The organism is Vibrio coralliilyticus ATCC BAA-450 (assembly GCF_000176135.1).
Taxonomy (GTDB): domain Bacteria; phylum Pseudomonadota; class Gammaproteobacteria; order Enterobacterales; family Vibrionaceae; genus Vibrio; species Vibrio coralliilyticus.
Genome location: NZ_ACZN01000014.1, coordinates 388,973 through 398,614 on the forward strand (window position 1 = coordinate 388,973; position 9,642 = coordinate 398,614).

Below are 9,642 nucleotides of genomic sequence, written 5' to 3' on the forward strand. Positions count from 1 at the left end.
TAAGCTTGTGAAGATTGAAGATGCGCTCCATCAGACTACTATCTCAACAAACAGCGAAGATTCATGTTCAGTCAAACAACGCTCTTTGGGAAAAAAACTAATGCACTGTTAAGCCGCAATAAACTAAATACTCCCTGTTCTCGGGAGGTCATATAGAAAAAGAACAGCAGGATCACATTGGACTTTCTGCTGAAATGGACACAAAATCCCTAGTTACACGTCAGATAGCTTTTTTGGTAAAGTCGACAACTACATAACGTGGTAAGCGCATCTCCTTCATCGCCTTTTCGACCATTTCCCAAACTTCATTGTCCGACGCCCCATCGACCTCATTTATAACGCGCACCGAGTCATCTTCGCTCAAATCATGCAGCTTCGTTCTTCCCACGGAGTAGAGATATCTGTGCTCTGGTTCGAGTACAGAGGATCGTTCCGGCCCATACGTATCCACTAGCACTTGTTTGAACAACCTTACCTGTTCTGAGTCACGAAATACGATTTCGACAGGCTTTTCCCCTTCCTCGTGAAGAAAACGTAGCAGAGGAATTAGTCGGGTATTTATGTGTTCAGCATTAAGTTCAGGAAAATAGAGGTATACTTTGCCTTCGATACGAGAGAAGTTCCGCAAAGACTCAATGTCTAGACTCCATGCTTGTAACAGTCCCTTGACTGCGGCGTGCTGGTTTGTTGCTTTGGCAACATTCTTCGTGGGTGTAAAGTGATAAACTGCTCTTGGGTTCGCTTCAAAATAATTATTAAAACTAGATATTCTTTCTTTATCCATCAAATGTTTACTGTGATTTTTTGATACGTTTGAGCCAATTTGTTCGAAAGGCCCAAGAGCGTCCTGAAAATCAGAACCATTTACTTGATAGAAGAAAACTTGGTTATTATGAACGTGCACATACACAACATGATCATACACAATTTTACCCCATGGCAAAGCTTGGTAATCCACTTCTTCTCCAAGGTGTATAAAGCCAGGCTCACTGAAAACATCGGGATCATAACGATTGAGAGGGGCATTGCCGCGCCCAAACAGGCCGAAGGTTTTACCATAGACTTCACTATTAATGATTTCGTTTCTAGCGTCTTTTTTCGCAATTTTATGGTGCAATTGATACGCCAACTCAGGGCTTATTCCCCCGGCTTGCTCGGCATCATTAAACGCCCCCGTGTAGCAAATGCGGCTGTAACTAGGATCTCTTCGACTGGCCTCGTTGATCGCTGCATCTACTTGGTGATCATTTAACGTCTGTAGGCGTCCTCCTATACGAAAAGCAAACTCTTCGCGCCAATTACCTCGTCGCCATGTATTACCCAAATCCATCGACACAAAAAAAATCCCGTCTTGAACTTTTCCTTGCTTAAATTTTGAAAAATACTGTTTTGGGGACATTTCAGTATGGAGGCCCTGCTCTCTACCTATTGAAAATGATGTGCTCGGCTCGTTTATGAAAAATTGGGCTCGTACGTTGCTTCGCAGTGATTGGATGTATTGATCATAGCCAGACTGGTGATACCAGCGGGAAACCGACAAGACTTTAGCATTTGGTATAAAGCGAAACCCAGAAAATTCATTGTTCGACGCAAAAGGACCTTGAGTGAAACTCTTTACCTCCACTATTTTCGCAAGCGTCATGCGTTTTTGGTTAAGCCCCTTTTGGTATCGAGCGACCCAATTGGAGTATGTATCCAATATAGGTTTTTCAATACCCAATTTATTGGAAAACTGATGAGCAGTTGGGTCTAAAACTAATTCTACTCCCTTAAATTTGGCCATCACCACCCAGTGGTTTGTATACACATCAGCTTCACGACCATAGGCGCTGTCCCAAAACGCCAAGTTGCCAAGGCGAACGTTACTATAATCGGGGTTTACTTTCAGGATATCACTTAACTCACGCGATGCATTTTCACAATTTTCCAATGGTTCATTTGCATATTTATCAAATACTGGTTTTGTGAATTGAGAGGTTTGCTCAACCGCGTATTTGTCAGAAATATTATGCGGTTGAAGCGTCATGGTTTGATGCCAATCGTTGGTTCGTAGGGGCAAGGTGTTATTTTTTTCGGTGAGCGCATCGCCACTAGTTTTTGGATAAAACACTTTCTCGGACGCTGGCTTAAAGTCCTCTCGACTGAGCAAACGACGAAGTCGACCCGTTTGAGTCTCCAATTTAAGTTCCTTATTGCCAATTAACTGAGGTGAGTTCATTCGGAGTTTACGATTTGAATAAGCGACTACTGGACGTTGAGTCACATTTGCTAAGGCTTTCGCGGCACCACTTTTTTCGTTTTTGGCGTAACAAGACAGTAAATGAATTGGCCCATGGCCTTGCCTCAAGTCGACACCGTGCTCTTTCAAGTAGGCCATTAACTCTGAAGCGCTATGCGCTGTCGCCACTTCCCCTTCATCCTTGTAGTAAAAGCCCCCTTTAGCATCAGCATGAACAGAGATAGCTTGGACCCCTCTTTGACCTTTGAATTGATCAGTGTATTGGACGAGCGGGTCGGACAGCGACTGCGCCGATGAATCATTTAAAGGCAAGCGTCCGACTACAGTCCTGGGCGATAAAATTTGCATGTGCTCCGTGTGCCCATCGATTTTAACGACCATCTCCTCATTTTGTCGTTCTATGTGCATTCTTACCCCAATATAGTTTTGGTGTACTTCATCTACGCTAGTAAAAACGACGGCCTGATTCTGAGACTGGATATACTTATTGAAGTTCGTCATCCCCTGTTCATCCATACGATACTTAGTGCGTAATACAGAACTTTGCGGAGCTGGCTTTCTCAGACTAACACCTTTGCCCATAGCGTCTTGTAGGGTGGGGTTTTCTGATAGGTAAAGGTGAGCCCCTTCGGGGGACACATGTACATACAAGGTTTGACCTGTCGGTATGCTGTTTTGGTCCATTAATACAAGAAAACCAGATTGACGAAGCTCGCCACTCTCCAGTAAAGCTTTAGGTTCCTTGCCTACAAGATTAAACAACTGGTCACGCCGTTTTATATCTAATGGACTATTCCCTTTCGCTAACCAAGTCACTACTTTTTGGTCCAGCTCACCCGCATATTTTGCGTCTTCAAAGGCAGTTATCTCTCCACCAGTAGTCCTTAGCTCCTTAGCCCTCATAAGGCGTTTGTCTAGCTCCTCTGTTGAATCCACTACGCCTTTTCGATAACGAAAGCGCCATTGCCACTCTTGTTGCCATGACCCAGTTTCCCATCTCAGCCCTTTATCAACTGAGACTCTAAATTGGCCTTCTTCCACTTTACCTAGCAACCGTTGATTGTCGAATTTAAACCCTTTAGCTGGTATATTAGGCTTGGCTTCTTTTAGTATGGAAAAGTAGACATCAGGCTGTCCGCCAAGTGCTTTGTAAAGGTAAAAATCGAGATCGCTGCCAGGGAGCACTCCAGGAAGGCCCTGCCAAGCCGAACCATTTATCAAAGGGGCACGCAATGACATCTGGTTCCAGTTTATGGAACGTCCCTCAAGCCCAATCTCTGTAGATTGACTCGCCACTTGTGGCATCTGGTTACTAGTAGGCTCACGAAACGCCGCTGCTGCAATGTCTCGAAATGATACCTTACCTTCTCCCACTTTGATCATCCCCGCACCCGGATATGGCGATATCTCTAGCATGACACCATGCCCAGCTTCAGCAGAGAGTGACTTTTCCCACCCCACAATTTTTCTATAGCGTGCGGTCACACTAGACAGCGGCTTCGCAACGCTTCCTGGAGTAGGAATCGCTGAGGAAGTGGGCCCGGGGATCCCTCCAGTTCTTATAGCCAAGTTGTTTAAGCCGTTGAGGAGACTTTTTACAGCGTCTTCTAAAGGGAAGAGGCCTTTGATACGTGCAGCACCCGGCCGTGAGCCTATTCGTACGTAAATTGAAGGCATTTCTTCAATGTCACTGACTACTTGTCGGTCGGGGTATGCCTCCAAATATCGCATCAGTGTGATCCTGTTGTTTGCAGAAAGGCCTATTGACTTGGCTCCCGTCGGGGTGTCTGAAAACATGTACTCCCCCCGACTTGAGCGTACTGCCGGTATAACCTCGCTATCATCCTGTATGATTCCACCCCACTTGCCTTTGGCCAGCTTGGGCGACCCCAAACGTTGAACTGCAACCTGATGATTCTCATCCAAACTGAAATCCTCTAAGTCCGCAGAAGGTAATGTTCCTTTAGGATAACTTTCCACCAACTCTGACAAATCTCTTTTCAGTAAAAAGTTTTCATCCAGACTGTTTGTGATTCGGTTGAGAGGTTCCTCAAACACACTTTTTGAATCAACTCCCGACTCTCGACTAAACACGTTGAGTAAGCCTATTGCATCATTGTTACGTGTGCCAGTAAACGCAGCATCACTGACAGAGCCCGCGACCTTCATCACTTTCGCTCTTTTCATCACATTGATAGCTTTCATAAAATCACTAGTACTGGCGGCTGCTCCCAGAAGATCCAATGGTGCTAATGCGATCGGAACCAATCCCATGATGCGCTCTTCAGAACTGTCTGCTTGAGTAAGCATGTAGATGCCCTCGGCCATAGTTGTAGCAAAGCTAAGGCCATCGATGGTCAAAGCCGCCGCAGCTAATGGCGCCGCTGCAGCTCCCCCAGAAGCAGCAATCGCCGACATGCTCAAAGCAATTGCGGGTATAGCTAAGACCGCACTAGTGATCTCCAATGCCTTTTCTGTTCGCCACTCATCATGGGACTTAAACAACGTATCTGCATCAGACTCTAACCTTTGAAGGTTTCGAGTAGCTAAAGTATCAAACATGCTCACATGCCAATCCCTGGTCAAGGAGACACAGGAAATGTTGAGTGCATCGGTGGTCACGTCTGTCGCTGTAACGGCTGCGATACGTATGGCTGAACCGATCGGGTCTAAAGGACTTACCGGAATCTTACCTTTATGTACACTGAAAGTACTTCGAGTGCTCGACCAGAAAGGTGATATTCCGACTTTTCGAGGATATTGTGTGGCTTGTTCTTCCATTACATCCAATGTATCCGCGGGGGTCGATACGCCAAGCGGCTCAGGTTGCTTGTTATGTTCGCTGATATGTGACAATAGGAAATATCGATTACCCGGGTTGGCAAAAAAATGATGCACGTCCTCAATCGTGTCAAACTCCACCAGCGCCCCCTCTCCGAGGAGACTCACCATCACGTACTTTGCCTTGTCTGGGCTAGAGTCATGAAACATGATCATACCCTCTAAGGGCAGATGCTCACCGCTTTTCCCTAACAAGCCCGGTATAGAGGCCTCGACTTTGTCCGGCTCAAAGCATATCTTCTCAAGTAGCTCGTTTTTCCAAGGAAGACGGTCATAGCGATGCCTCGCAGTGTTAATCAGACGATAAAAATTATCCTTGAGGTGATCTGAGTACGCCTCAAAGTGTTTGTTTTTGAATTGGCTGATGGCCGTTTCTGCCAATCTCTGCATATCGATAGTTTTTTGCAGAGCATATAGCTTGTCAAACGACGCTTGACCATTGGCACCCTTCCACTTCTCTGGCAGTGAGTACTCTCCGCTCACTTCAATACTATGGTTTCCAGATATTCCCTGCCAATAACTGCGTGATGTCGCCTCGACCAAGCTAGTTCTCACATAATGCCCTGTACCTTGATTTCCCATCGAAGTCTGTGCAATTGTGCGAAGCACACCGGGTTCGACCATGCGAAAGTTCGATGTCTCTGGTATGAATTTCCAATCTGACGCCGGTGTACCTGCCCGTATCGATTCCAATGCCGATTCAATACCGTAGCGCTCCCTGCCATCCATTTGATGATAGAGACTCGCATGCGACAGCACCCATTCATGATTCCCAGGCGCGACAAAAAAGGATATTAGATCATCTCGTCCCTCAAAGACCTCAATTTTGCCGGACGGTGGAAGCAGGCTGATGACGGTATATGTCAGTCCATCTTTGAGCAGCAACATGTTCTCCAATGGCCAGTCGTTGATGCTAGGTTTTATAAAATACGGTGCCTTTGCGACGGACTCAGTATATTTTGGAGGCGTTAGTGCGCTGGGGAGCACGTTGTTAAGGTACTCCTTCTTGTCATCTGGTTGTGCAGCCCATAAGTGGGTCAAGCGTAGCTTGAGATGTTCATGATACTTATCGACATCCCAGTTGATCTCATCTTGGCTTAGCTCGGTACGGTTCACACTATGTAAATATTTCGGCCCCATCTTAGACTCGATGACTCGGTTGTAGCTTGGTTCGAAACGTTTAATGTGTTCTAAACGCTCAATTTGTTCTGAGCGAGGACTATTTTCGTCCGGCATCGTATAAAGGGCGGCAGCAGGAAGTGAAGGGTAGCGATATATGTAGGAGACCTTATCTGGGTGATCAATGCCCTGCTCCTGCCAAAATTGACGCGATAAGTTCTGAAGCTCGATGTCGCGTCTGGCTTGCAGAATGCGATTGGTTCGTAAAGTCGCTCGTTCATAAGTGATGAGTCCACCTTGATGATTGATTTCCTCGATCTGTTGTTGACGAGTATAACTAGACCCATTCGGTAGGCGGTGGTCTTTGATTGCGCTTAGGTACCGTGCTTCAGCGTTTTCGATATCGTCATGTAGCGACAATTTTTCCCCCATACGGTAGAGAAGAAGTTCATCAACTATCTTTTGAGAGCTTAGCGACAGATTATCTTGAATGTACATTAATTCGCTAGGCAATAAGCTAACCCTCAGATATTCAAAGCGTGGATCCTTAAAGATATACTCCGTCACATTGGCAACTCGGATTCTGTAGTCGGTGAGTTCAATAAATTCATTGAGAAGAAGTTGCTCGCAAAAGGTATACACAATCTTATCTAGCGGATGATCACTCGACTGTTTTCTGTACTGCACTTCACGTATCGAGGACGAGAGCTCCTCGCGGCTCGCATTTGCTTTGATGTTTTCAACCAAAGTCTCGATGTACTCTTTAAACATTGAGTCCCGATCATCCGCAAAACGAAAGCTATTGATCACCATCTCTGTATTAAAATTAGACCGTTCTGTATCTGTGAGATTGGGGTCCTGTATATCCAACCCATGGGTGAATTGCTGACATTGCTCCAAATAACGAGCTAGATGAGCTTCAAAATCCTTTTCACTCAGCACCAGATACAACGACCAAAGCGATTTCTGAAACTCAATTAAGGGCTGAATCTCGGCGTACTTAAGCCCTACTTTAAAACTCATTGTTTCGAACAGCAGCTCATCGATCTGGCTCAGAGGTGGCTGAAAAACCTTGAGACTCTGAAATTTATTCCCAGCATCTTTCGCGGCTTCTAGTAACTCTAGTGCCGACTGGAAGAACTCTTGATGAGCTGGCCGTTCAGCTCGGTTGATCATTCTCTGCATTTTTCCCACCTGTTTATCTAGGTAATCCATAAACGCTTCAGGCTGGTTAATGCGCTCCAGTTGATTGTACATTTTCTCACTGAACTGCTGAATGTCCCCCCCAAACCTCTCAAAATAAGATTTCTCTAGAGAGTTCACCGATAAGCGACGCCCCTCAATGCTGTCAATCGATCGACGAGTTCGTTTAGTGTGGTGCGATGAGCTAGACGAATCTTCATCGACCGTTTCAACCAAGTGATCGAAATCTTGGTCAGCTCTACTTTTCAACTCCATTACCAAACGATCCTCCTGTCGCGTTTTCGGTATCCCCGACGAGAGAATGGTGCGCGATGCCGCCTCTATACCGGAATGCGGCAACGCGGTGATGGACTGGAGTGTTAAAGTCTTGATGGTTTCCATCCTAATTTTTTGGCTTGACTTACCTTCTATTAAACGTTCAAACGTAGCGTCCACCGTACGATCTTTTTCTTCCATTTTATTGTTATAAACATAGCCTGCACTGGCTATCGCGAACCCCAGACCAGTTTTGATGGGGCTAGGTAAAGGCGACGTCACCATGTGAAGACCCAGCTGCGTTAATCGTTTTTTGATTACGGTTTCGATCGCTTTGTAGGGTTTGTCGTGACCAGGTGCAATAAACTCTTTCGTTTTGTGAATTTTGTACGGAATTTGAAGCGAGGCCACTGGTAGTCGATAAAGTGGGCTTAAGATGTTGAACGTCATTAGGGACGAGATACTGAATGCCAATTCAAAGGCCCCGATCGGATGTTGCAATAAACCACGAGTAAAGCGTCGTTGGCCCCATGAAACCATAAACTCCAACATATCCTTTTCATGATCTGCGTATTGTTGTGGTGTCATACTCAGCTGTAATTCGCCAATTTGTGCCTTATTTAGCTCAATGGTAACGCGAGTGGCGAGCAAGATACCTTTTGGGTCTCCCTTCGAGAGTGTTTGCTCTTGGAGATCATGTTGGTGAATCAAGGTTAATATTTGTCTAATACTAGGTACTCCATCTTGGGCGTTGATGTGTTCAGACAACATCATCGCCCAGTATTTGGCGAGATGGGCTCCCCTCGATAGTGCATTCAAATCACGACCCGTTTCACTCACCGAGAGTTTAGACAAACGCCCTTTTGCAAATACGGCTTTCGTTACTGCCTGCTCAACTAACCTTTTAACCTCAGACAGATTTCGGGTACGTCTTTTACCTGCAGTAATAGCCTGTCTGAGCAGATCGGTTGACTGGCGAAGATCTTCTGCTAGAACACGAATCTCAGCGTTATGTCCCTTGAAGCACACACGATCACACCTATCCACCAGTTGATGTCTATCAGTTTTACCTAAACTGATTGCCTCATCGTCCGTTAACTCATAAAACGCTTCCGCTTGCGACTTCAGTGCCGAGATTGTGCCATTGAGCTTGACCGTATCACAGACACGTTCGACTTCATCCAGGCGTGCGTTGAGCAAAGTACTCAATGTCATAAGTTTCGTTCGATGCTTCATTTCTGGAGATTCAAGCAATAGCATATGTTGCAGTCGGTCGTTAGGTGACGCGTTAGATGGCAGAGTCGGAACTCCTGCAGGTTCAATCGACTTTCCTCCTTTCATTTTATCCAACTCAGATAGACAGTACATCAAGGGGATAGCCACTTGGATTAACGCCACTGGATGCTGTTGTAAACGCCACAAGATGCTACGAACAATCGAGTCACTCAGAAGTTGAGTATCTGTTTTGGGCTGGTGAAACTCATCAATCGCTTGCAACCCGCTCTGACCTAACGTCAACGCTTTCTGAGCGATAATATTTGCTTTGCTTTTGATGCTGGACGTTTCTTGCTTAGACAGAGCAACTTTTTGGGTGAACCATTCAGTGATCGAAGGATGCACCGTTGATTTTGTCAAAGGAGGACTCCAAGTGGCATGGATCTCTCCTCTTGAGCGCTGTATATCTTGCAGTTTTTCCAATTGTTGCTGTAAGGTTTCCATACCACTTTTTAAACAGCAGGTTGCTTCCTTTAACAGAGTGTAAGTGACATTTAAATAAGCTGCCGCTCCCTCATGACGAACTGTTTCAGTTTGACGCCCCAAGAGCGGAGACAACTTTTTGATCTCGTCATCTATTGTTTGGCAAGTGCATTTAAGCTGCGCCAATTGTTCTTCCAACTCAGCTTGAACTCTTGCCTTGTGCAATTGATGCCAATCCAGAGTCTCCTTTAATCCCATCAATTCCTGGGGCCTCTGGTTGATCAAAA

The 9,642-nt window shown here is 45.7% G+C and carries 1 protein-coding gene; it reads right to left on the reverse strand.

Features of this window, described 5'->3' with window-relative positions:
* Positions 1 to 220 precede the first annotated feature (220 nt).
* Complete coding sequence (locus tag VIC_RS07415) at positions 221 to 9,613, reverse strand: hypothetical protein (RefSeq protein WP_006958808.1); 9,393 nt, start codon at positions 9,611 to 9,613, stop codon at positions 221 to 223.
* Between the last annotated feature and the right edge of the window lie 29 nt (positions 9,614 to 9,642).

Coding starts and splice junctions, on each gene's coding strand:
- VIC_RS07415 (WP_006958808.1), bottom strand. CDS start 9,613: ATGGGATTAAAGGAGACTCTGGATTGGCATCAATTGCACAAGGCAAGA.